This is a genomic window from Companilactobacillus halodurans (assembly GCF_009600985.1).
GTDB classification, from domain to species: Bacteria; Bacillota; Bacilli; order Lactobacillales; family Lactobacillaceae; genus Companilactobacillus; species Companilactobacillus halodurans.
In genome coordinates, this window is sequence record NZ_VDFP01000174.1 from 1 (window position 1) to 1,279 (window position 1,279).

The 1,279-nt window shown below is 37.3% G+C and carries 1 protein-coding gene; it reads right to left on the minus strand.

Annotation, left to right across the window (positions count from 1 at the left end; translation table 11 throughout):
• Positions 1-33: 33 nt before the first annotated feature.
• Positions 34-978 (minus strand): hexose kinase, encoded by a 945-nt coding sequence (locus tag FHL06_RS13390; protein WP_153387116.1) that lies wholly within the window; start codon positions 976-978, stop codon positions 34-36.
• Positions 979-1,279 lie beyond the last annotated feature (301 nt).

The following is a 1,279-nucleotide window of genomic DNA, read 5'->3' on the forward strand; positions in this document are numbered from 1 at the left end:
CGATCTTCATTCCTCCGAATAATAAATTAAACATTAGTACTTAACTATGTCTACCTTTTCAAAATAATCTTTATATTGACTAATGTCAATATTTCCAGTCTTTTCCTGTAAAGTATTTAGGATACCGACTGTCATAGCTCTTTTCATAATATCTTCTGGTTTTTCATCTTTAACCAAACCTGCAGCTAAACCGGCTACAGTGGAATCACCTGATCCAACAGGGTTAACGGCGTGAATTTTTGGAATATTTACTTTGAAGAAGTTATTTTGGTATTTAACGAATGCGCCCTGTGAACCTAGTGAAACTACAACCCAAGGGATATCTTTGAAAATATCCTCAGTTGTCAATTTGTCTTTCAAGTCGTTCAAATCGGTGATTTCCTTGCCGATAAGTTGAGCGATTTCATCTTGATTAGGTTTGATCATAAATGGTTTAACGTCGTTTTCTAGAGCTAAACGCAATGCTTCATTTGAACTGTCTAAAATAACAGGAACATTGTGTTTGGCAGCTACGTTGACCATCTTAGAATAAAGTCCCGTTGAGAGACCTTGTGGCAAACTACCAGAGATTGTTACAAGACCAAAGCTACTTACTTGATCGTTGAAGTGGTCTAGAAAACTAACTTCATCGTCTTTTGAAAGGACAGGACCTGCTTCAAGAATCTCTGTTTGATCGCCATTGTCGTGTAAGATAGCGATACAATTACGAGATTCTTGACTAATTTTCATGAAAGCGTGATCGATGTCATTTTCATCAAGTTGGTTTGTGATAAATTGGCCAATTGTTCCACCAATAATACCTGAAGCTGTGACGTCAACGCCGAGTTGCTTGAGAACCCTTGTAACGTTTAATCCCTTACCACCAGCTGTCTTGGAAACATCCTTTACACGATTGACAGTGTCAATATTTAGATGTTCTAGTGGATATGAGATATCAACTGAAGGATTCATGGTGATTGTTAAAACTGAATTACTCATTGTGCGGACCCCTTTATTAAATTTAAAATAGTCTGTTTTAGGCCATTAAAAATGGGTTCTACGAAATAAAACCTCTCAGAGTTAGTCCAGCTTCATGCACTGTACAAAAGTGTTCAGTGCATGAAGCCGGGCTAACTTTTTCATTTCATATAGCCCTTGATGAGTTACACAATGGCAGCTCATTTTTTACTTTTTAATATCTTTTTTGATTTTAAATTGGAAGGTTAGAGTCTTAAGACCATATGCTGGCAGTGGCTCTAAAACGAGCTCCGCAATGGCAACTCCTTCCGCTTTTCATAGA

Bases quoted from the DNA above. Each gene is read 5' to 3' on its own strand.
- FHL06_RS13390 (WP_153387116.1), bottom strand. From the start codon at position 978: ATGAGTAATTCAGTTTTAACAATCACCATGAATCCTTCAGTTGATATC.